The following is a 21,885-nucleotide window of genomic DNA, read 5'->3' as shown; positions in this document are numbered from 1 at the left end:
CCCACCCCCTGGCCTCCCTCCTCCAGTCCATCCGGCTCCGACACGACCTGTCGGCGTACGCCCGTAAGGACTACGTCTACGCAACCGGCTGGCAGACGCCCTCCCCCTTCGAGTCTCTCTACCGGCGTCTGCTGACCGATCCGTCCTGGCGGGTCCACGCCGTCCGCTCCGGCCACAACGTCATGGGTGACGCCCCCGACCAGCTCTTCAAGATCCTCATTCAGGCCGCATGTTGAGTCAGTTGGCTGTAGCAGTGAAGGAGACTGAGATGAACCGACATGCCGATGTGGACACGCTCGCGAAGGACGCCTGGCGGGACTTGCGCAGCGGCGAGGCGACGACAGCGTGCGAAGCCATCCCACGGCCGCACGCGGCGGCGGTCCGGCAGGAGGTCGCGGCGACCACCGCAGTCGACGCCCGGACCCGGATCGGCATGATCGCCCGCACAGTCCCCTCCGCCTGCAAGAAGGCATGAAGCCGCCGCGCGTGCTGGCAGTGGCCCAGCTGATGAACTCGATCGGGGACGGCGCCTTCTACGTCACGTCCGCTCTCTACTTCACCGGGGTCGTGGGTCTGGCCCCAGCCGAGATCGGCTTAGGCCTGACTGTGGGCTGGGCAGTCGGTTCGGTGGCAGGGGTTCCCCTGGGAAACCTGGCCGACCGGCGCGGCGCGCGCGGCACCGCCGTCGTGCTGGCTCTGGCCACTGCCCTCGCGGTGGCGTCGTTCCTGTTCGTGCGCTCCTTCCCGCTGTTCGCGGTGGCCGCCGTTCTCTACGCGAGCTGCCAGTGCGGGCTCACCGCAGCGCGGCAGGCGCTGCTGGCCGGGCTGGTGGAACAAGTCAGGCGCACGGAGGTGCGCGCGTTCCTGCAGTCGGCGACGAACGCCGGCTTGGCAGTCGGCGCCGCACTTGGTGGGCTCGCCCTGCGCTCCGACACTCGCGAGGCTTACCTGGCCGTCTTCGTGATGGATGCCGTCAGCTTCCTGACCGCGGGGCTCGTCCTGAGCCGTCTGCCCGTGGTCGCCCGGGCAACGGTGAGGCCGGGGGAGCCCCGGCTCGCGGTTCTGCGTGATCGCCCGTACGCGGTCGTCACGAGCATCAATGCGGTCATGCTGTTCTACATGCCACTGATCAGCCTGGTCATACCGTTGTGGATCGTGCAGCAAACCCGAGCGCCGACGTGGACTGTCTCCGCGCTGCTGGTGCTCAACACTCTCAGTGTGGCGGCTTTCCAGGTCCCGGTCGCGCGGCGGGTGACAGGTCTCAGGAGCGCCTCGCGGGTCGTGCGGCACTCGGGCCTCGTCATGTTCGCCGCGTGTGCGTTCTTCGCCCTCTCGGCGACCGGGTCCGCCGCCTGGACCGCCGGGCTGATTCTCTTGGCGGCGGCAGGTCTGCAGGTCCTCGGCGAAATGATGCTCGCCTCGGGCGCCTGGGAGATCAGCTTCGGGCTGGCTCCCGCCGATAGGCAGGGCCAGTACCAGGGCTTCTTCGGCACCGGGCAGGCCGTGGCCAGAATGCTCGGTCCTCTGGTCCTGACCACCTTGGTCCTTGGCTGGGGTGCTTTCGGCTGGCTCCTGCTCGGTGTTCTCTTTGCCACGGCGGGGATCGCCATGGGGCCGGCCGTCCGCTGGGCCGAGCGCGCCAGGACCCGCCCCGATCGCCCCGCGACGACGGCCGAAGCCAATTCACCACCGTGACGGGGTCCTTCCAGAAGCCCCGGGCCCCAGCCCGGCAGCACCGCGGATTCAGATCGATACGGAGGTGAGGAGGTCAGGTGTTGGCGTCGACGGCGGCCTGGACGAACGCGCGCAAACGAGTGCTGATGTTGCTCTCCAGCCAGACCGGGCCCCACTGAACCGGTGCCGCGTCGTTGAAGGCCACGTAGGCTATATCGGGCCGCGGGTAGAACCTCTGGGCGTGCTCGCCGACGGGGAAAACGCCCTTTCCCGCGGCGACCAGGGCCAAGACCTCGGGGAAGGTGGCGGCTGTCGGTCCGCATGGCACGGGCCTCCCCGCAGGTGTGTGGCTGGGCGTGCGTTCGTGGCGCAGTTCCCGGGGCGTGTCGTCCGGCATCTGGATCACGGGTTGCTCCGCAAGTACTTCGACCGACACCGACGCATGCGCTGCCAACAACGATCCGGCCGGCACGGCCAGGACACGGGCCTCCGACAGCAGAACCGGCCCGGCGACTGCCTGGGAGACGGGGAAGGCCGTGATGAGCACGTCCAGCTCACCGTTGTGCAACCGTGTCATGGCTTCATGGATCTGGTTCTCGTGGATGGTCACCTTGCAGTCGGGGTGGCGGACGGTGAAGAGTTCGAGGGCCTTGAGGAGCAGCTGCCCGGCCGCCGCCCCGAGAAATCCAGCGCGCAGCAGGCCACTGGTCCCGCGCGCGCGGTCAATCGCCCTGCAGACCGCCTCGTCCATGCCATACACCAATGGAGCCAGATCCGTGGCCAGGTCGCGGCCGAGTGGGGTCAAGCTGACCTGGCGGCTGTTGCGCTCGAACAGCGGCGCGCCGATCCGTCGTTCCAGTTTCTTGATGGTCTGGCTGACCCGGCCGGTCGTCAGACCGAGTTGCTCGGCGACCCGCCCGAAGTGCAGCTCCTTGGCCAAAGCCAGGAAGGTCTGCACCTCCGTACGTTCCAACAGCACTGCCACCCCCGCGCTCCTGATCTGAACCGAACCGCCGTGGTCCGGTCGCGGCTTGATCGCCTGCGCATCGGGACGGTTGAGCGGTCGTCACGTTATCCCGACCAGCTGAAACAGGGAAAGCGTGATGATACGAGTGATCGGTCAAGACGCTTGGGCGGAGTACGGCCTGTCGGGGCCCGCCCCAGGAATCGCAGCGCGAGGCCAAGGCGGGACGCAGTCGCCGACGCGCTGTCACGCCGAGCACCATGTCCCGGATCAGGAACGACGAGATCCTGGCCACCCCCTCCTCGACGCCTCCTGCGCCCCTGCGAGGTGATCTCCACGGACGGCCCCAGCCCACAGCGCAAGATCGGGCTCGCTGCCGTCGAGCCAGACCATGGCAACGCAGCCTGCCGACGACCTGACCGCACGTTCGTTCGCCGCCTGGCGAGGTCAGAGAGCTTCGACTTCGCGGGATGCGACCGAAGAGCACTCAGTGGTGCTGAGCTGGTACTTCTGCGCGCACGTCACCACACCTTCACCGGCCGCCGACTGGCCTGCGCCCTCGTCGGCCAGAAGCTCGCGCGCCCATACATGGCCAGATGGCAACGGGATGCTATTCACCCCCTAAGCTCCGGAGGTGCGGCCCAGCCCGACGGCTACCTCGGCTACCTCGGCGGCCTGCGGGAGCTGTCCTCTGGTGGCGCCGACGACGGCGAGAACCTGATCGAAGCCTGCGCCGCGAGGTCGCCGACGAAACTTGGCTGAAGAAGATCCGGTACCGTCCGCACCTGCTCGACGGCTGCCTCGCCGAGACTGGTCTGTTCATCGAGCCGCCATGACCAGACCGATCGCCAATCGTGAGTCAGCTTCAGTGAACGTCTTTCATCCTGAATAGCTGCAGTTCAGGAGGGTGGGGACGGCGGCCACGATGCCGCTGATGCGGTTGGTGGAGCATCGGACCGGCTGAGATGCGCCAGGTCTCCAGATGGGCGAAGGCACGTTCGCCGGGGGCTCGCAGTCTGGCCTGGTCGCTGTGCTGTGGCAAGGCGGTAGCAACTCGCCAGCCGCATGCCCGGTCTGACGAGTTGGCTCACCGGATCAGCCTTGCAGGCCGTAGAAGTGGATTGGTGTGTTCGGATTGAACCCGATGCGCGGGTATACGGGGGCTCCGGCGGCAGTGGCGTGCAGCGTGGCGCGGGTCAGCCCGCTGGCCCGCGCGCCTTCGTACAGTGCCTTGCGTGTGACCGCCTCGCCGTAACCCTTGCGTTGCCACTGCGGGTCCGTGGCGACGAATGCGACGAACAGGCGGCCTTGTGCTTCGACCGTCGCGGCGCACGCCACCGGTTCGTCGCCTCGCATGGCCAGGTAGGCGTACATCTCGTTCTTCCAGAGCGTGGATCCGACCAGACCGTCGCGGCCCTCCTCCAGGGGGAACCCGTACGCGCGCGATTGAAGGTCAGCGTAGTCCCGCAACTGCTCGTCGGTGCGTACACGGGCGAACGTCAGGTCGGGGTGGACCGGCTCGGGGATGGGAAGCAGGTCGCCGGCCATGCCCGTGCCGGGGAATGCGTACTGGAGGCCGGCCTGCTCGGCTGTCGTCTCCAGCGTGGAGCGGGCCTCGTTTTCGAGAAGGTCTTCGAAGAGCCACACGAAGCCTGGGTGCTTCTTTGTCCGCATGATGTCCACGGCCTGACGCAGACGGTGCCTGACGAGCTCCGCTCCCGCATCTGCCTCGGTCAAGGTGATGCAGTTCAAGAACCCGAACCGGCTGTCGGCCCAGCGAACAGCGATGCCCGGAAGGTCGCGCACGTCCGCGTCCGCGTCGCGGTCGAGCACTAGGGTCCGCCAGACCGTGGTGAGCTGCTGCACTGACTCTATGGACTCTGCGGAAACGGTCACGATGCCTCCAGGACTTGGTGTGCGTGGAAAGGCTTCTGAGCAGGTGGCGGATGCCTTTGATGCTTCTGCGGTAGTGGGGACTCTACTCTCGGCATGCGGTTCTGATGTCATCAGATGATGTTCTCGGCCTCTTCGATCTGGTCGTGGGCATTCGTCGTGCCGGGGCGGGGGACACCGTAGGAGCGGCGTCCGAAGCGCCACCACAGGCCGGCCATGGCGAGGGCCACCAGCAAGGCGACGGAGGTGTAGTTGAAGCTCGTGGCGGTGACCGGGCTGGACTGCGGCATCAGGAATAGCGCTGTTGCACCGGCTGCCCAGAGCACTGCCACCCAGCCGATCGGCCGGCTCCAGCGGCCCAGGTTCCAGGGCCCGGGGGTGAACCGGTCTCGGTGGCGCAGCCGAAGCAGCACCGGGATGGCGTAAGCCGGGGTGAAACCCACGACGGAAATCGCGGTCACCGCCGAGAACGCCGTGGCGGAATACAGGGACGGCAGGGCAAGCACGAAGGCGACAACAACTGCGAGCCAGACAGCGTTGGCCGGGATTGCCGTACGGCGGCTGACCTTCTGCCAGAGTGCCGAGCCGGGCAGGGCGCCGTCCCGGGCGAAGGCGTAGATCATGCGGCTGGCGGAGGCGGTGACGGTATAGCCGCACAGGAACTGCGCGACAATGATCACCAGCAGTAACGCCTTCGCCGGCGCCACACCCAGAGCGTCCAGGAAGATCTGCGCCACCGGCACCCCGGTCTGGCTGCCCAGTGTTCCGGCGTAGTCCTGGATGGCGAACAGCAAGGCGACCAGCAGGATGCCGCCGGCGATCCAGGACACCACCACTGAGCGGATGATCCCGCGTGCCGCGGCCACGGAAGCACCACTGGTCTCCTCGCTCAGGTGGGCTGAGGTGTCGTAGCCGGCCAGAGCGAAGCACGGCAGCAGCATGCCCAGCAGGATCACATACACGGGGCTCGACCAGCCGGTGTTGTTGGTGAACTCGGAGAACACGAAGCCGGCCGGCCGGTGATGAGAGGGGACGAGAGTCAGGGCACCGATGATGACGACGGCCCCGGCCAGGTGCCACCACGCGCTCAGGGAGGTCAGGAAGTTCATCAGCCGGGTGCCGAAGAGATTCAGGACCGCGTGCAGTACGAGGATGACCGCGTACATGACCAGCAGGGACCCCGGCGTCGGCACGTAGCCGAACTGCAGGTTCGCCCAGGCGGCGGTGAAGGTCGCGATGCCGTAGTCCTGGGCCGCGATCCCGCCGAGCAGCCCCAGAAGGTTCAGCCAGCCCGTGTACCAGCTCCACCGCTCACCGCCGAGCTGGCGGGCCATGTAGTACAGGCCGCCGCTGGTGGGATAGCGGGAGGTGACCTCGGCCAGCGCCGCGGCCAGGCACAGCACCAGCGGCCCCACGGCGAGCCACCCCCACACCACCACCGCGGGTCCACCGCTGTTCAGGCCGTAGCCGAAAAGCAGCAGTGTCCCGGACATGATGGAGATGACCGACAGGGAAGCGGCGAAGTTACCGAAGGCGCCCATCCGCCGGTGCAGCTGCTGGGTATAGCCGAGCTCCTTGAGTATGCGCTCGTCGTCGTCCAGCAACTCAGACCGCTGCCATCGTGCATGTGCTGATCTACGCATCGAGAATCTCCGCACAGAGAAGAGCCGAAGAGGAAGGGGGGAGGCTGGGCCGTCAGCGGGACCCGGCGGCGCGCGCCTGCGGAGGCGACAGATACTCACGGCCGTCTTCCCGCCTTGGGTGGCGGCTTAAGCCGCCGCAGGCAGGCGCTGCGGGTCGCCTCGAACTCCTCCCACCACCGGTCCGGGTCGTGCGTGATGTACTGCCACGGGGCCGGGGTGGCGAAGTCGCCGATGGCTTGGAATACGGCAGCCGCTTCCTTGGTGAAACCGCCCGCTGCCAGCGCATGGGCCGGATAGTTCAGGTCGGTTGCGGAACCGGCCGCCGGGTCGCAGTGGCCGAACCAGTCCTCGAATGCCTTGGCGATGGCCGCAGTGATGGATTCTCTGACCCACCACAGGCTCAGCATGACGTCACCACTGCTCTGCCGAGCCCGGTACTCCTCCACATGGGCGTAGAGGGGCAGGAGAAGCAATGGCGAGCCGAGCGGCGCCTTGGAGGCCGAGGCCGACCAGCGGGCGAAATCCATCGCAACGGCCTGTCGGCTGAGATACGCCGATCCCGGGCCGACCTGGAGTACCCGGTGCATGCGGTGCCATGCCTCGCGGTTGACCCCATCCCGCCGGTGCGCCGATTCCAGCAGTCCCCAGGGCCCGTGGGGCAGCAGGAAATCCGGCGGCGGCGGGGCCACACGATGCTCCGGAAAGCGTCCGGTCGTGTCCGTTTCGGCCAGGGCCAGCAAGTAGATGGGGATCACCGTGTCGCCGGTGGCCAGCTCATCCGCCCCGCGGCATGCCTGCCGGGCTCTGGCCGCCAGCTCATCCAGTTGCCAAACCCGCCGCGGGTCTTTCGCCGACTTGCTGCTGCGATGGGCGTGGAGTGCCCGCTCGATGGTCACCCTGGCGTGCATCACCCGAGCAGCAACGCTCTGCGGCTCTTCCTGCAACCATAACTCGACCACGTTGCGCCAGGCGGCCGCTACGCCCAGCACCTGCGTGCGAGCGGTCCACTCCCGCCAGGTCTCCGTCTGGGCCAGCACGTGTCGCATCTGCATCCAGTGCCCGGCCTTGACGTCCTGCGTCGCCGCGTAGAGAGCGGTGTCACGGCCGGCGGGGTGGTAGCTCACCATCAGCGGGCACCATCCGCTGGTAGCAAAGCTGGTTGGACGGCAGAGGCCGGTCGCGGCATGGCACGATCAGTCGGCCGCCGGAGCGTGCTGGGAGGAGAGACGAATCGGCCGCCGGGATTGGCTCTGTCGTCGTCCGCGGGACGGTGCCACACCGGCCTGTTGCAGGCTCCAGGTGCCCGAGATTGCGGCGTCGCGCACCGCGGCCGGCGGAGGGCCGCTGTGGACGAGGTAGACAAGCACAAAGCTACGGCGCTCTGGGACTGAGACAGACCGCCTGAGAAGGGCATCAACGCTCCAATGCGAGGCAAGGGCAGGGCGTTAAGGGGGACAAGAGGGACGGGTGCCGCCTGACAGCTGCTGACGTCGTGGGGCACCGTAGCAGTGCAGCATATGTACTACGAAGCGAATCACCGTAATATTCAAGGTAGTTGGAGGATATCGTTCTGCGGTACCTGTCATTCGGTTGCCGCTCCAGGCTGTGCTGTCGCACGGCGCGGTCTGAGGTAGCGTCTATGGTCAGCGCGAACATCTCGGGGAACCAGGCCTCAGCACCGGCTTCTGCGGCTCGAGCCAGCCGGCAAAGCCGGGGCCTGCTTTGAGGCCCGGAGTATCCGCACGCCTGGTCGCCCGGCTGCCGAGGCTGCGGCGGGGAGCCGACGGGCAGTAGCTCCCACCGCCGGCCGAGGGTGCCGGGCGTGTCCCTGCCCGGGTCCGGTAGCGCTCCGTCGGTAACGGGGCACGACCTATCCCGTCCACTGCCTCCCGCCGGTCAAGGCTCAGCTGCCAGACAGCATTTGGGACAGCTTCTGCACCCTGCGGCTGTAGGGAACCTAGTGGCCACCGGCACTTTCTGCACCTTCTTGATGAGCGAGGCCGTGGCGAGCGCCTTGGTCTGGCGACAGATCCGCGCACGGTCTTGCCGGGCACACGGCCGGTCATGGAGATTGCCGGCACTCTCGCACGTGACGATTGCCTGGGCCGCCACCTGCCGTGCGCGGATCGTAGCGGAGCTGGAGGGCGAACCGACGCTTACGTGACCAAGCACCACTGGCTGCCGGGGGAGCGGGGCGCCTAGGGGCCGGCGCGGTGGTCCGCCGAGAATACCCGCCCGCCCCGTCAACAAGTCGTTGCGGCCGCTGTCCGGATTGCCTCGGTGGGTCGTTCGCTGGCTTGTCCGGAGATCAGTGTGGATTGTTCAGCCGGAAGAGGAGCCGTGCCGTGTGCGGGAGTGGTGACACCATGCGGTGTCATGGCAGACGACAGCGGTAGTGTGTTTCAGGCAGGCCGGACAGGGCTTATCGTCCGGATCCCGGAGGCAGAGTCGGCCGTCCGCGGGTGGCGTGAACGGTTGGATCCCTCAGCCCGGGCCGGGATTCCAGCGCATGTCACGGTGCTGTTTCCGTTTCTCGACGAGAGCCGAATAGATTCGGTCATCTACTCCGCTCTCGCGGACGTGCTGGGACGTCACCAGGTCTTTGACCTGTGGTTCGGGAGATGTGGGCGGTTCCCGGAAGTGTCGTATCTCGTTCCCGAGCCCGATACGCAGTTGCGGCAGCTCACTGAGGCGATCGCTGATCGATGGCCCGAGGCCCCGCCGTATGGGGGCCGGTTCGCTGAGATCGTGCCGCACCTGACCATCGCTCAAGGCCAGGAAGATGCCGTCCTGAAAGAGATCGAGGCCGGCCTTGCAGGCAGGCTTCCCTTCACGTCTCACGTCTCGTCGGTTGAACTCATGGCGTACGACGGCATGAAGTGGCACGAACGAGCGTCGTTCGCCCTCGGAGGACGAAGCAGGTCATGAGGCCTGGCTGGTCCGCTGCCACGTCAGCTGCGGCCCGGCGTGGGGACTCCGGTCAGCTGGCTTCAGCGCGCTCGGTCCGTGTTCTGGTCGAGGCGAGGCGGTAGGAGCCGGTGCCGGTCTCGATGGTGGTGCCGTTGTAGGTGAGGCGGTCGAGGGTGGCCGTGTAGTGGTCGGGGGTCGGTGGAGGTTTTGGTTCAGCCGCTGGACGACTTGTTGGAGGTGGTGGCGAAGTTGTTGTTCTTCTTTCGTCCGGTCAGGATGTCGGCGTCATCGTGCTGGCGGCTGTCGGCGTTACCGCCGTGGGTCTGTGTGGTGCGTGGCAGGTTCGCCCGCCGCTACCTGCTCGTCGAAGCCCGCCGCTACTTCGGCGAGGCTCTGGGAGGACGGTGCCACTCGTCCGGCCCGGACGGCTGGATTGTCGGCATCGCACTGCGGTGCCACGCCCGGTCACTCGCCCGGCCCCGGCCCCGGCCCTGGCCGCCGGTTGCCGTCACCGGACTTGGTCACCGACACGGCCGGCTGGCACCACCCCCGCCCCCGGTGGGTGGGCGCTCCCGACGGCCTGGTGCCCGCGGCGGTCGGGTCGCTGACCGAGTTGCGCGACGGGTGGAGGGCGTCGGCGGTCCGGTTTCGGTGTCGACGTCGTCTCCCGGCTCGCAGTGCGGGCACGGGCGGCGGCCGCGGCCCCCTGACACACCGCCACCCCTTCACTCCCGGTCCTGGGAGGCTAAGGGAGTGAGGGCGGAGACCGTACGACCGCCCTGGCAGCCTGGGTGCGCTCACCGGACGCCCCTCGCCCGCCTTGCCCCGCTCCAGCAGCAGACCGGGCAACGGTCCCAGGCCGTCCTGGCACACGAACAACGGCACCACGCCGCGCCCGTAACCGCCCTGGGGCCACGATCAGCGCGCACACGCGCCGCACCAGCCCGGGGCGAGGCCAAAGACCGCACCGCACCCCCTCCCGGGGCCTCGCAGTCCGTCCTGGACGGCCTTTGGGGGGAGCGGGGCCCCGTCTGTCAGGCAGCGTCCACGGAGATTTTCCCGGCGCCGATCCGCCGTATGCGCTCAGTGCCCCAGTCGCCGAGGGTGGCGAGGGCGGTGTTGAGTGAGACACCGTGCTCGGTGAGGGAGTACTCGACCTTGGGCGGCACCTGGGGATACACCTCGCGGTGGATCAGCCCGTCCTGCTCCATTTCCCGCAGGTGCTGGGTCAGCATTTTCTCCGTCACGCCCGGCAGTCCGCGCCGCAGTTCGGCGAACCGCCGCGGACCGTGGGCGTGCAGTTCCCAGAGGATCAGTGGCTTCCACTTGCCGGCGACCACGTCCATGGCCGCGTCGATGCCGCAGAAGTAGGGACCACGCCGTGCTGGTGTAGCCATTCCGTTCCCCGTCCCGGGCCGTAGCCCTGCTTACCCGAAAGTGCGTATCCCACTAAATGGTCGGCACTGGTCAACTCTAGCGGCGGCACGCAGGATCGAAGCGAACGCCGATCACGGAGGAAAGACCCCTATGAGCACCGACAGCAACCCGCAGGTGAGCGTCCTTGGCCTGGGCGCGATGGGCACCGCTCTCGCGGCCGCCCTGGTAAAGGCCGGCTACACGACGACGGTCTGGAACCGTTCGCCGGAGAAAGCCACGGCACTTGTCTCCCAGGGCGCTGTGGCCGCCGCCACGGCCGGTGACGCGGTCCGGGCCGGCGGCCCGGTGATCGCCTGCCTGCTGGGCCACGCCTCGGTCCACGAGGTGCTCGACCCGCTCGCCGCCGACCTGGCGGGCCGCACCCTGATCAACGTCACCACGACGACCCCCGAGCAGTCCCGGGAGCTGGCTTCCTGGGCCGCCGGGGCCGGTATCGCCTACCTGGACGGCGGCATCATGGCCGTCCCGCCCATGATCGGCCGGCCGGGGTCGTCGGTCCTCTACAGCGGCTCGGCCGACGTCTTCCACGAGCACAAGGCGCTGCTCGAGGTGTGGGGCACCAGTACCTGGTTCGGCGAGGACGCCGGACTGGCGTCTTTGTACGACCTCGCTCTGCTCGCTTCCATGTACGTCATGTTCGCCGGGTTCATGCACGGCGCCGCGATGGTCGCCCCGGCCGGTGTGAGCGCGGGCGAGTTCGCCGCCCTGGCCGCGCCCTGGCTGACCGCCATGACCGGCGGCTTCGACGGGTACGCGAAGGTCATCGACGCAGGCGACTACACCGCCGGGGGCCAGCAGAGCCTCGAATTCTCCGACCTGAGCTACCTGCGGGCCGCCAGCGCCGAGCAGGGCATCAGCACCGAGGTCATCGACATGGTCGACGGCCTCATCCAGCGCCAGATCGATGCGGGCCACGGAAAGGAGGGCTTCGCCCGCATCTTCGAGAGCATCAAACGACCTGCCTGAACACCTCCGCCTGTACGCCGGCGCAGCCCCCGCCCGCCTCGCCTCCTGTGCGCTTCGCTTCCCGTGGGCGGCACCGGTACGGACAGCAGCCCCCGGTTCCCCGAGAACCGAGAGAACAACAGACAGGAAACCGCGGTCAGACCACGACCGCACTACCGAGAAGCGGCGCCGCCCGCGGATGCTGCTCTGCCAACGGGTTTTCCGTCGCCGCGGGGAGCGGAGCCGCCGTCCTTCCCGCGTGACCGGGTCTCTCCGGCGTGACCGCTTCCTTCCCGCCACCTGCGGCGGCACCCCGGCCGGCGGTCTGCTGCGCCATGGGCGGGGCTCATGCCGGCGGTGGTCTGTCTGTCCGTTGCCGTCCAGGACGCGGGCGTCGTCGCGCTGGCGCCCTGCGCGGCGGGGGCCTGGGCGTTCGCTTCCCGGCCTTGTCCGGGACGCCGCACCTCGGCGCTTTTCCGCCCGGAACACGGGCAAGTGCAAGCGCCTCGGCCCGCAGGCCGCCGCTCTGGTGATGGCCGCCCAGGCTGCGCCCTGTATAGCGCAGCGTAGCCCTTGACAACGCAAACCCCAGGCGGGTTACGGGTGCCGTGTGCCTCAACCGCCAGTCGGCGGCGAAAGTCTCCAGAGGCTTGAGGTACGTGAGGTACTTGAGGTGCTGTGTGCCGGCCCTTGTGTACGGATAGCTGCGTGCCGTGGTTACCTCGGGCTGCCTGTTCACCTGCGTTCCGGTTCCCTTGTGAGCAGTCCTCCCGGTACGACGCGCACGGGCCACCCTGCCTCCTGCCCACCCGTGACCGGAGCCTGTCCGCCGCTGTGGCAGTAGGCGTCACGCATCTGCCCGTATCCGGGGACCTGCACGCTTGCCAGCAGCCGGCCCCACGCGGCGGCATGGGTCTCTACGGTCTGGGCGGCTGCTCGCCACTGCTGTTTGCTGCGGGCAGCGGCAAGCCGTTCGGCATGGCGCCAGGCGTTTTGCCGCCAGAGCACCAGCAGTTCACGTGCGCCCAGCCGCGCTACCGGGTTCCACCGCCCGTCGGCTACGGCGAGCAGCGGGTCGTAGCGAGCCGCGATATTCGCCACCGCCGGCCCGTACGCACGGTCCAGAACCCGCTGCGCCCGGTCGAAGTCCCCCTTGCGGGACCGGCCGTCCCTGCCGGACAGCCCCAGCGCCGCCAGAACGTAGGGCATGTCGTGCTGGATGTGGGCGTTCGCACCCAGCAGCGCATCCTGACCGGCGTTCGTATTCCCCTCGCGAGCCGCGCTGAAGGCAATGCGCCAGGCCTCCGGCACGGCCCGCCCGTCCCGGTCGGCCTCGAAGGCGCGCAGGTAGGCGTCGACGAACGCAGCGTTGAGGTCCCCGCCCGCCCAGGACGGCTCGGCAAACACAGGGGGCTTCTCCCGCACCGTGCGCGCCAGCGCCTGCTGCACCCGCACGTACAGGGCCGCGAACGGCGCCCGGTGATCACACCTCAGCTGCTCCCGCACCACCGTCAGCGCTCGTTCCCGCACCGCCACGCATTGCGTAACCACCCCGTGGCAAGTGGCCGGAGGCCGCTCGCCTACTGCTGCTGCGCCGGCAGGCTGCCCGGCCCCGGCCCACAGCGCGGCCGCCGCTACACCTGCTGCTCCCGCCCGCATCAGGCTGTTCACACGCATGCCGGACCCCTTCTGCACCCGGAGCAAAGCCCCTGCCGGCTGCTCCAGGGCCTGCCCAACGAGACCGGGGCCTGCCCGGCAACGCCCGCGCAGGCCACTGCAGCGCCTTAGGCCCACGCCCGCCCGCCGTCCCGAGGGTCGGCTTGGTGCAGCACTCGGCCGCGCGCCGTAGACGAGCAGAAGATCACCTGCCTGTCTCAGGGCCGTGTCCGGAAGGCCTGTGCGCACGTGCTGCAGACGGGCGCAGCCTACGGGTGGCGGCGCGCCCGAAGCTGCCGAGGACTGCCACCTCCCGCCTGCCCGCGCCGCGAAGAGCACTGCAGAGCCGCTGCCACAGGCCGCGCACCCTACTCTGCCGCCCCCGGTTCCTTGTGAGTTGCCGGCCGGGGAAGGAGGAGGGGGGAGGACTGCAGACCGACGGCCCGGCCCTGCTCCCCACGGCCTCGTCGGTCTCATCAGCGTCGGGACGCCGGCTTCCAGCACCGGTACCGGCGGGCGCCTCCGTGGCCCCGCCCCGGCCGCGGTCCCGGCCCCGGCGCTGGCCTTGGCGCCGCCGAGGAACGCCCGTCCTTGCCGCCCGCCAGGACCGGATGGTCCCGCTCTCACTACACCGCACTGCCTCTCCCGAATGGCTTACCCGCCGCCGTCGATGCGCAGCCGCACCTGCTCCTCCAGCCGCTCCAGACTGCCCTCGAGCGCCGCGTGCACGGTGTCGGCACCGGGGTCGTGGCGCTCGTCGAAGAAGGACAGATGCAACGTCACCTCACTGGCCCCGCTGCCGGCCCCGGCCACCTGCAGCCACCCGGCGTACACGCCGTCCTCGCGCGTGCCCCATTCCAGACGCATCTGTTCCCGGTCGGTGCGCAGCAGCGCGGGCTCGTCCCGGCCGGTAGCGTCCTCGTGGATGGTGACGGCCGGCAGCTCCTGGGCCCGCACATGCAGCTGCGCCGGCATCCAGCTCTCCAGCCGGCCGACATCACCCGCCTGGTCGAAGACGTGCTCCGGCAGCGCCGGCATCGTACGGGAACGCTCGTATTCACTCATGCACCCAGCCCATCCTCACTCGAAGCCCTGCCTGGTGCTCCTGCCCGGTGACGACACCGGCCGGTACACAACCACCCGTTCGCCGCAACCCGCCGCCCACCCGGGCCCTGCTCCCTTCAGACCACCTCCGTGCATGCCCTCCGAAGTGGGCGCCGCTGCAGTGCTACTCGCGGAGGCCGGAGAACGCGAGGGCCGAAGCGGTCCCCGACGCCAATGTGAGGGCGGGAGCACGACTGTGCTCCTGCACTGGCCGCGGGAGGCTTCGGCCGAGCGCCGGACCCGCGTGCGGGACCCGTACCCGGTCAGACCGAGCGAGGGGCCCTTCACCCGCAGCCCCTACCCAACACCCGTCACACCACCCCGTCATGCTCTCCAGCCCGGCCGGAGACCTCGGGCCGCCCCGAGCCGCGCATGGACTGAGCAGCCGCGCCCGCCCGCCGCCCAATGGCCCGCGGGGCTGGCAGCCCCCGTCACCGTCCTCGCATCCGGCACTGCCCGGAGCAGCATCTCCCGCCCCCGGCCTCCTGCTCGGCGACAACCGCAGCCGTGGCCTTCCGCTGAGAAACATGGCGGGCATGTCCGGGCGAGCTGGCGTTCCGCACCGTCGCCCTCCCTCCACGACGGTTACATCACTGCCCTCCCATCCCCATTGATCTGAAGGCACCGCTGCGCCCTGGAGTCTTCGAATCGAAGGAGAAACCAGCATCAGGCTGACGATGATCGTGGCCCGCAACCCAATATCGACGGCCGGTCCGATGACGAAGAGCAGGCGTTGAGGGAGCAGTCGGGGGGGCCGACGCCCGGCCAGGCGGGGAGACCGGGAGCGGGCGGCGGCGGCCGGCCTGCAGGGCGTCGCCGGCCAGCATCCGGGCGAAGCCAGCCCCCCGGTACTCCTCCCAGGCCCCTGGCCCCTGCTCCACGCTGGCTGGGGGCATCGCGGACTACTCGACCTGAGGGCGGGCGCGATACCGAGTACCTCAGCACGTTGCTCGGGGCCGGGGCCGGGGCCGAGCACGGCGGGGCGGAGGATCCGGGATCAGCCGTCGAGATGACGGGTGTCGCCGAGCTGGTCGAGCCGGCGGTTGTGGAAGAAGTCGTCCTCGCTCAGGTGGGTGATGCTGCCCGAGGGCGCCCGGAGATTGATGTAGCCGAGCGACTCGATCGGCATCCTGATCCAGGCCGCCACGACGAAGGTCAGGGCGAAACCGTGGGTCACGATGATCTGGTGTGCGCAGGGGCGTTGCAGGATCTCGTTCATGGCCGCGTAGACGCGCTCGGCGAACTCCGCCTTCGTCTCGGCGCCCGAAACTCCCTCGTCGTGCCCCATCCGGTCCCCGGTGGCGGGCGGCGCGACGAATCGCTTGTCCAGCCACTCCTGGGGCTTCCCCTCCGCCTCTCCGTAGGACTTCTCCCGGAGCCTGCGGTCCAGGACCGGTTCGACGCCGAAGACCCCGGCGATCTCCTCGGCCGTGCGCCGGGTCCGCAGCAGGTCCGAGGAGATCAGCTCGACCTCGGCGTCCTCGGGGATCTCGGTCCGCAGCGCCCGGGCGATCAGGGCCGCCTCGCGCAGACCTGCGGGCGTGAGGTGCGAATCGTGCCACCCCCCGACCAGTCCCTCGACGTGATGGCTCGCCTCCGGGTGAGTGACGACGTGGATACTGCGCACGAGCGGTGCCCTTCTTGTGACGGAGTTCTAGGTCTTTGGTGGTAGGGCTTCTCTGGTCTGGTGTTTTGTGTTTGTGGTGGGGATTTGAGGGCGGGTTGAGTGGGTGTTGATGGCTGTGGCCGGGTGTTGTGCGGGTTGTTCGGTTCGGTTGTTCGATGGGGTGGCCTGGGGTTTTGTCGTTGTGTGGGATTGATCTTGGGTTTGTGGTGGGTGTGATGGCACGCGTGTAGGTGGACTGCGTGTTGGATGCAGGGCCGGTGCTCGTTGTTGCTGGTCAGGGGCGTGTGTGGGTGAGGTAGGCGGTCAAGGGATCGCCGGTGACGGGCGTCAGGTTGGCCAGTTGGAGTCGATGGGCGATCACGCCGAGGACGTCGCGGGGGGAGCGCGTTCGGCTCTGGTGGGGGAGTGTTGCCAGGATGCGGGCGAGGGTGACGGTTTCTGGATAGATGACGAGGTCACGGGCCAGGAGCGTGGCTGAAGCGTTTCCCGTGTGGTCCAGGTGCGCATTGGCCAGGGCGAGGTGGTGCAGGCGGCGGTGCCACCGGTCGGTGAGGTGTTGTTGCTGGTCGTACCAGCGGGTGGTGATCGCGTGTGCTGCCATCCAGGCGCTCGCACCACGGGGATGCCGTGTCAGGCGCTGGTGGGCGTGGCGGGCTGCGGCGAGTTCGGGGACATTGCCGGTGTGCAGCGGGGACGCCAGGCGTGGGTCGGGGGCTGCTTGGTGGTGGCGGACGCAGACGAGGCGGTGCCAGGGCCGGTGGACCCATGCGGATCCTGCCGCGCCCCGGCTGTGTTGCCGTGTGCACAGAGTGCAGGCGGCCACGGCCCGGTGCGGGACATCGAGGGGTTTCCAGTGCGCGGCGGCCGTGGATCCTGGGGCGTGGTGGGTCAGGCGGTGCAGCGCAAGCGCGAGGTCGGCCGGCTGGACGCGGGCGACGGCAGCCACTCGGCGCGCTGCAATGGAGGAGAGGGCCAGTTCTGCCGTGGGCGTGGTGCCGTGGGCGTGGACGGTGATGCCGGTGCTGTCGAGGAGTTGGGGCAGTGCCAGCCGGTAGGCATGCGCGAGGTGTTCCAGGTAGGAGGCGGTCGCTTCGTAGGGCAGGGGCCGTATCCGCAATACGCCGGCTGCCGGGGGCGGGGTCCGCGCCCATGCCCCGACGACGGGCGCGTGGCTCCGCTCGGTGTCGGGTGCGGCGGCCGCAGGGGCCGCGAGAGGGGTCTGGCTCACCGGGGGCTGGGCTTGGCCCGGGTGCGGGGGCGGTAATGCTGTTCGGCGAGGTGGTCCAGGCGGACGGCGTCGAGGGTGGTTTTGGTGATGCGTTCGGTGCCGTCGGCCAGCGCGGCCAGGGCTGCTTGTTTGACCAGACGGGCCAGGGATCCGATGCGGCCGGCGGTGCGGGCGTGCAGGTACGGTGCCAGCCGTACCAGGCTCCCGGGGCGGTGGTGGCGCAGGTCGAGGGCGTTCTCCAGTGCCCGTACCAGGTCTTTGAACGGCTCGTGTGTGCCGTCGCGGGCGGGGAAGGGGTCGCAGTCGACGAGGCTGGCGCGGGCGGCGAGCTGCTCCCCGCGCACTCCCGTGAACAGGGGGGTGGCCGTCACGTCGATTCCGGCGTACACGAACGTCGCGCCGATCCGCTCGGTGAGGTCTTTGAGCAGGTCGGCGCTCTGGGCGCCGGTGGTGGTGCGGGGATTGAGCCGGTGGATCTCGTCGATCATCACCAGCGTCACGCCCTCGTCGATCATCACCAGCGTCACGCCGGCCGCCTGGTAGGTGTGGCAGACGCTGTTGACGATCTGGGCCTGCGACATACGCCCGGCCACGGGGATACCGAGGTAGCGGGCGAATTCCAGGGCGAGGGTCTTGGCGCTGGCGGCGGGCGGCACCAGCACATAGGCGACAGGGACCTGCCCGGCCGCCGCCTGGCCCTGGCGGCGGGTGTGGGCGAGGTGGCAGGCGCGCCCGACCTGGAGCAGCGCGGTGGTCTTCCCGGCCCCGGCGGGGCCGGTGACGATCAGGGACGGGCGCGCGGTGACCTGCTGGTGATGGCCCAGGACCATCAGGGTGCGCACCTGCTTGGCCGGCATGTCGATCGCCGGGGTGCGTACGGTGATGAACCGCGAGTGGTAGGCAAGGCGTTCGGCAAGGCTGCGCGGGGGTGCCCCGGGCGCGGGAGGCGCGGTCACGGGCGCGGTGGCGAAGCGGACGAACCCCTCCCACACGGTCACCGACCCGGGCTGCGCCTGCCCGTCCTCGCCTGCGATGTCCTCGGTGTTCACCGAAGAGCTGGCCGCTCGGTGCGCGGGTGAAGCGGCGCCGTCCATCGAGGACTCTCCCGTGCCCGCAGGGCTGCTCACCACTGTTCGGCCTCCGCTTCGGCATCCCACAGCTCGTATCCGCCGGCACCGGCTCCAGCCGGCGAAGCGCCTGCACCCGCTTCCTCCGGTCCGTCCATGACGGTGGCCGTCGTGTGGGCGGCGGCGAGGTCGTCCAGGCTCTCGTCCCACCCCTTGCCCGGTACCGGCCCGCTCTGCGCCGTCCTTTCGTCTTCTGCCGGGCCTGCCATTCCGCCCCGTGCCGTGTGTGGCGCGGTTTCGGGCTCTTTGGGCTGGCCGTCATCCGGGACGGCCGACTGGCGTGGTGCCGGCGGACCGGCGGCGAGGCCCTCGAGCACGGCCGTGTGGCCGGGCGCGGTGAGGGGGCTCTTGCGGCCCCGTCGCTTCGGCGGCTTCCCGGCGGCGGCGCGGGTGCGGCGCAGGAGCTGGTCGAGGGCGTCGGCGAGGTCGGCCTCGTGCTGTTCACGGTCGCCCCGCTGCGCGGACGGCTTCCCCCGGGGCCCTGCAGACGCTCGCGCCCCCACCACACCACCCGCGCCAGGACGGCAGGCACCCTCGCTGCACAGACTCCGGGGCGGGCAGTCAGCGGACGAGGCCCTCCAGATTGATCTCGAGGGCGAACGAAGCAGAGGTCTTGAAGCGTCCGCGGTGGATACCGGTCGCGACATAGGCCCGGGTGGTCTCGTCCGGCTCGTAGGAGTGGATGGCAGGCAGGCCGCCTTCATCTTCGATTTCGATGCGCCAGAAGTGGGGGGAACCGGCGCGGGCGTACTTGAAGGGCTTGGTTTCCCGGTCGCGGGAGCAGGACTCGTCGGAGACGACTTCGACGACGAGCATCACTTCCCCCGGCAGGAACCGGGTGCGCTCCGGCGCATACGGCACGGCCGCGACCATCACATCCGGCTCGAGGTGGTTCTTGCCGTCCAGACGCACAGTCATCCGAGCCTCAGCAGTGCAGTCTCCAAGTACCTGCTCCTCCAGGACAGCGGTCAGACGGCGGATCACACGGTCGTGCCAGCTGCGCTGCGGGGACGTCATCAGAACAAGAGAGCCATCAATGAGGTCGGTGTGCCGGGGAAGCTCAGGGACATGATCAAGATCGTCTGCCTCCCACCCACTGTCCCTCAACGGGTAGAACCAGTCCGGCAGTACAGCAGGCACAGATCCCTCCATCCGCGACAGCCAAGTCTACGAAAACGCTCGCCCGGCTGCGCAACACAAGATCAGCTCATCGTCAGCGAGTGATGAAGTACCCGAGGATGAACGCGCGCCATGAGGAAATGGTGGCTTCCGGGCCGCTGGCGACCACCAGAGCCCCCGACAGCGCATGGCAGGACACGACCCCACGCCCGCGGCCTGGGCTGGACGCGGGGTGCGCCGAGGGCGGGGCGCTTGACCCACCAGGGAGGAGGGAAGGAGGGGCGGGTGCGGAGCAGTCCCATCCGCGCTGTCCGAGGGGCAGCTGGGCCAAGCCGCACCGGACCAGTTCCTGGGCGCCATCGACGAGTACCTGGCGCCGTTCGGGGGAGCAGCGGAGGCTGAAGAGCTGGAGCCGGTCGACCCTCGCGCGCTGCTCCTCAACCTCAAGGTCGTCCCCGAGCTCCACCCGAAGAATGATCCGCTCACCAAGCTGCAGGATTACCGAGGACGCATGCCCCGGCCTCCGTGAAGATCCGTGGGTGAAGAACGACCGCCTCGACCACGCGGGGCTGCCCTCCGGGCCTTCTCCGCGATCATCGCCTCGCTCGGCGCCAAGGCCCACTGGCGGCGCCGCCGGTACGGCCGCGGGGACTGACCATCCGCTGCCCAGCGCAACCTCTCCCAACCGCATGATCGGCCGGCTCTGCCACTGCCTGCAGCATCGCGAGCTGTTGGACGAACAGTCCATCCCCCCAGTCCGGCTGTTGCAGCCTGATGGCCGGGACGGCTGGGAGGGCAGGATACTCAAGCGTCGGCGGCTCCCATTGTCTGCGGGACCGTTCAGGTGCCGTGGACGGCCCGCGCAAGGATCTGCTCGACCACCTCGGTCTTGGCGTCGGCGTAGTTCTGCAGGTACTCCCAGGTCTGCTGAGCCAGGAACCGCTTGGTCTCGGCGTACAGCGTACGGTCGGCAGCGTCCCTGCGCAGCCGGTCCCGGAACAGCAGCATCCGGTCCACCTCCGGACAGCCATCCGACAGCACGTGCAGATTGGCTGCGTCGGCGCCGAGACCGAGGTCGTACTTGCGCAGCACGCGGTGCTCGTACCAGCCGGGCTCACGGATGACGAGTTCGAAGCCGAGGCCTTCCAGAATCGGCAGGTAGGCCGCTTCGTCGGCCGAGTCCGGGACGATCAGCAACATGTCGACGACGGGCTTGGCGAGCAGGCCCGGCACGGACGTGGAGCCGACGTGCTCGATCCGGCGCCCGGGGACACGGAGCCTTGCACGGATTGCAGCAGCTTCCCGCTCGAAGGCCTCGGGCCAGCGCGGGTCGTAGTCGGCGAGGGTGACCTGGCCGTTCAGCTTGGGTGCCGGCCCCGGATTCGCTGCCGTGATCTCCTCAGTGGTCATCGACTCGCGCGGAATCTCCTGCTGCCGGCGGCCCGGTTCAGACATGACGGACTCCTGTCCTCGACTCACACGCAGACCAGTGAACCAGCCATAGCAGCTCCGGCTGGAGTACCCTCGTACACGGCCGGAAAGAGGCACCCAAGGCGGGGCGTCCGATACACAGCCTTGAACAGGGCTTCGTCCGCCAGCAGACGGAGCGCTCGTCGGCCGCACTCCGGCGCGTGGACCTGGTGTATTCGTACACAACCCTGAGCGCCACGGCCGCTACCTTGGCCAGCCAGCCGACACACCGGCCTCAGAGGGCCGCGCTCGCCTCCGCCGACGGACACCTCGGCCGCCTGATCACCACCCTGACTGCCAGGAACCGATGGCTGGTCATCATGTGTGCCGACCACAGCGACGCTGACGGCCACCACGGCCGGGGCATCGCCCGTCCCGCGGTGATGATAACGCTGGCGGGGTGTGGGTTGAGGTGTGGGGGGAAGTGTGAGCTGGGGTGTTGCGGACTGAGTGAGAACGGTCTGTGGTGTCTTGGGGCGGGTTGGTAGGGAATCCTGCCTGGGGGTGTGTCAGCTTTGTTGAGAGCGCCGGGTTTTATCGCAGATGGTTTCTGCGTCTAATGGCACTGTCCGTATTCACGCTGGTCAGGGGTGTTCTGCCTGGTCAGCGAGGTGGGCGGGACAGGCTGGTGGTGGGGCGGTGGTGGGTTTCGGCGAGGTGGTCGAGTCGCACCGCAGGGCGCTGTGGGCGCAGCGCAGGGCGTCGGGCCACGACGGCCTCGCCGGGTACGGGACGGCCATCTCCGCCAGCAGCAAAGCTGCGTCCACGGCCTGCGTCCCGCCCGGGCACAGCACCGCCGCGAGGATCGCCCGGGTGGCGACACCGACGGCGATGGTGAGTTCGGGCCGCCCCAGGCTGCCGTCCTCGAAGAGTGCGAGAAGGTCCAGGCGGGTGGTGTCGATCTGGACCTGTTCCCCAGGCCGCAGTGCCACGGTCGGGGTGAACCCGCGTCCGTCTTCCGTGATCGGCGGATTACGGACCCGGTGCGCGGGACGGTCGGCGGGGTGGGCGAACTGGTGGACAAGCCGGTAGAAGGTGGCCTGCGCAGGCATGGGCACCGTATCCCCGTGGCGGTCTTTGAGGAGCTG

General features: G+C 69.2%; 17 protein-coding genes and 2 pseudogenes. 5 read left to right on the top strand and 14 right to left on the bottom strand.

The window, feature by feature from the left end; genetic code table 11:
- From ACSNOG_RS23990 to ACSNOG_RS23980, 3 genes and pseudogenes are all read left to right on the top strand, one after another.
- A pseudogene (locus tag ACSNOG_RS23990) lies at positions 1-236 on the top strand (alpha/beta hydrolase); the annotation flags it as partial.
- Positions 237-268: 32 nt separating this feature from the next.
- Entirely contained in the window at positions 269-475 is a 207-nt protein-coding gene (locus ACSNOG_RS23985) for a hypothetical protein (protein ID WP_436754772.1), read from the top strand.
- Positions 472-1,695, top strand: a complete 1,224-nt coding sequence (locus ACSNOG_RS23980) for an MFS transporter (protein ID WP_436754771.1) — start codon at positions 472-474, stop codon at positions 1,693-1,695. Before ACSNOG_RS23985 ends, ACSNOG_RS23980 begins: the two co-directional genes overlap by 4 nt.
- A gap of 73 nt (positions 1,696-1,768) precedes the next feature.
- Here the strand turns inward: ACSNOG_RS23980 and ACSNOG_RS23975 are convergent, their stop codons facing one another.
- The 4 genes from ACSNOG_RS23975 to ACSNOG_RS23960 form a co-directional block, all read right to left on the bottom strand.
- The gene (locus ACSNOG_RS23975; RefSeq protein ID WP_436754770.1) at positions 1,769-2,659 is read right to left on the bottom strand and encodes a LysR family transcriptional regulator; all 891 of its coding nucleotides are present in this window, start codon (positions 2,657-2,659) and stop codon (positions 1,769-1,771) included.
- A gap of 1,074 nt (positions 2,660-3,733) precedes the next feature.
- Positions 3,734-4,534 carry a GNAT family N-acetyltransferase gene (locus ACSNOG_RS23970; protein WP_436754769.1) on the bottom strand — a complete coding sequence of 267 codons (801 nt, stop codon included), beginning with the start codon at positions 4,532-4,534 and terminating at the stop codon, positions 3,734-3,736.
- Between the two features lie 110 nt (positions 4,535-4,644).
- Positions 4,645-6,174, bottom strand: coding sequence for an amino acid permease (locus ACSNOG_RS23965; RefSeq protein WP_436754768.1), 1,530 nt, complete (start codon positions 6,172-6,174; stop codon positions 4,645-4,647).
- Positions 6,175-6,269: 95 nt separating this feature from the next.
- Complete coding sequence (locus ACSNOG_RS23960) at positions 6,270-7,301, bottom strand: hypothetical protein (protein WP_436754767.1); 1,032 nt, start codon at positions 7,299-7,301, stop codon at positions 6,270-6,272.
- A gap of 1,249 nt (positions 7,302-8,550) precedes the next feature.
- Here ACSNOG_RS23960 and ACSNOG_RS23955 point away from each other — a divergent pair.
- The gene (locus ACSNOG_RS23955) at positions 8,551-9,102 is read left to right on the top strand and encodes a 2'-5' RNA ligase family protein (RefSeq protein ID WP_436754766.1); all 552 of its coding nucleotides are present in this window, start codon (positions 8,551-8,553) and stop codon (positions 9,100-9,102) included.
- 1,016 nt (positions 9,103-10,118) lie between these two features.
- Here ACSNOG_RS23955 and ACSNOG_RS23950 read toward each other — a convergent pair.
- Positions 10,119-10,481, bottom strand: a complete 363-nt coding sequence (locus ACSNOG_RS23950; RefSeq protein WP_436754765.1) for a winged helix-turn-helix transcriptional regulator — start codon at positions 10,479-10,481, stop codon at positions 10,119-10,121.
- Between the two features lie 130 nt (positions 10,482-10,611).
- On the opposite strand from ACSNOG_RS23950, the gene ACSNOG_RS23945 reads away from it, so the two are divergent.
- The gene (locus tag ACSNOG_RS23945) at positions 10,612-11,487 is read left to right on the top strand and encodes an NAD(P)-dependent oxidoreductase (protein ID WP_436754764.1); all 876 of its coding nucleotides are present in this window, start codon (positions 10,612-10,614) and stop codon (positions 11,485-11,487) included.
- 714 nt (positions 11,488-12,201) lie between these two features.
- Here ACSNOG_RS23945 and ACSNOG_RS23940 read toward each other — a convergent pair.
- The 9 genes and pseudogenes from ACSNOG_RS23940 to ACSNOG_RS23900 all read right to left on the bottom strand — a co-directional run.
- Positions 12,202-13,143: a DUF5995 family protein gene (locus ACSNOG_RS23940; protein ID WP_436754763.1), complete on the bottom strand. Its 942-nt coding sequence runs from the start codon at positions 13,141-13,143 to the stop codon at positions 12,202-12,204.
- Positions 13,144-13,776: 633 nt separating this feature from the next.
- Positions 13,777-14,187: an SRPBCC family protein gene (locus ACSNOG_RS23935; protein ID WP_436754762.1), complete on the bottom strand. Its 411-nt coding sequence runs from the start codon at positions 14,185-14,187 to the stop codon at positions 13,777-13,779.
- Positions 14,188-15,223: 1,036 nt separating this feature from the next.
- Entirely contained in the window at positions 15,224-15,853 is a 630-nt protein-coding gene (locus tag ACSNOG_RS23930) for a histidine phosphatase family protein (protein WP_436754761.1), read from the bottom strand.
- Positions 15,854-16,127: 274 nt separating this feature from the next.
- Positions 16,128-17,081 (bottom strand): hypothetical protein, encoded by a 954-nt coding sequence (locus ACSNOG_RS23925; protein WP_436754760.1) that lies wholly within the window; start codon positions 17,079-17,081, stop codon positions 16,128-16,130.
- The gene (locus tag ACSNOG_RS23920; RefSeq protein WP_436754773.1) at positions 17,078-18,079 is read right to left on the bottom strand and encodes a TniB family NTP-binding protein; all 1,002 of its coding nucleotides are present in this window, start codon (positions 18,077-18,079) and stop codon (positions 17,078-17,080) included. Before ACSNOG_RS23920 ends, ACSNOG_RS23925 begins: the two co-directional genes overlap by 4 nt.
- A 125-nt stretch (positions 18,080-18,204) precedes the next feature.
- Complete coding sequence (locus ACSNOG_RS23915) at positions 18,205-18,711, bottom strand: hypothetical protein (protein ID WP_436754759.1); 507 nt, start codon at positions 18,709-18,711, stop codon at positions 18,205-18,207.
- Positions 18,712-18,769: 58 nt separating this feature from the next.
- Positions 18,770-19,348 (bottom strand): Uma2 family endonuclease, encoded by a 579-nt coding sequence (locus ACSNOG_RS23910; RefSeq protein WP_436754758.1) that lies wholly within the window; start codon positions 19,346-19,348, stop codon positions 18,770-18,772.
- 819 nt (positions 19,349-20,167) lie between these two features.
- Positions 20,168-20,782, bottom strand: a complete 615-nt coding sequence (locus tag ACSNOG_RS23905; protein ID WP_436754757.1) for a GrpB family protein — start codon at positions 20,780-20,782, stop codon at positions 20,168-20,170.
- 689 nt (positions 20,783-21,471) lie between these two features.
- A pseudogene (locus ACSNOG_RS23900) lies at positions 21,472-21,885 on the bottom strand (transposase); the annotation flags it as partial.

Origin of the sequence: Streptomyces sp. URMC 124 (assembly GCF_051386455.1) — a bacterium.
Classification (GTDB): Bacteria; Actinomycetota; Actinomycetes; order Streptomycetales; family Streptomycetaceae; genus Streptomyces.
Note: the sequence above shows the minus strand (reverse complement) of the source record. Positions and strands in the feature narration are given on the sequence as shown.